This is a genomic window from Streptomyces pilosus (genome assembly GCF_014649835.1).
Taxonomy (GTDB): domain Bacteria; phylum Actinomycetota; class Actinomycetes; order Streptomycetales; family Streptomycetaceae; genus Streptomyces; species Streptomyces pilosus.
This window is the reverse complement of record NZ_BMTU01000051.1, coordinates 1-567: the sequence shown is the minus strand read 5'-3', so window position 1 is coordinate 567 and position 567 is coordinate 1. Positions and strand designations below refer to the sequence as shown.

General features: G+C 75.0%; 1 protein-coding gene. It reads right to left on the bottom strand.

The annotated features are described in order from the left end of the window. On the bottom strand, window positions 1-567 hold a 567-nt coding region (locus IE118_RS33865; protein WP_189561933.1), incomplete at both ends, for a PP2C family protein-serine/threonine phosphatase.

Sequence of the window (567 nt, the reverse complement as noted above, 5' to 3'; positions counted from 1 at the left end):
GACCGGCGTTGGCGATGGTGATGCGGTGCGATACCGGGTCGTACACCGCGTACAGGCAGGTCGCCATGCGGTCCACGCCGAGCCGCTGCGCCTGCTCGTCGAGGTGGTGCAGCACCTCCTGCGGGGGCAGGTCGAGCCCGGCCAGGGTCTGCGCGGTGGTGCGCAGCTGGCCCATGATCGCCGCCGACGTCATGGAGTGCCCCATCACGTCGCCGACCACGAGCGCCACGCGGCTGCCCGGCAGCGGGATCGCGTCGTACCAGTCGCCGCCGACCCGCGCGGTCTCCGCGGCCGGCAGGTAGCGCGACGCCAGCCGCACGCCGGTGCAGCGCGGCAGGGTCTCGGGCAGCATCGTGCGCTGGAGCTCGTCGGCGATGTACGCCTCCCGCCCGTACAGCACCGCCTTGTCGATGCCGAGGGCGCTGTGCGTGGCGAGCTGGGCCGCGACGAGCAGGTCGTCGGCCTCGAACGGGATGCGTTCCGGGCGGCGCAGGAACAGCGCCGCGCCGATCACCCGGCGCCGGCCGCGCAGCGGCGCGAGGATCGCCCGCTGCCCGTCCGGGACGG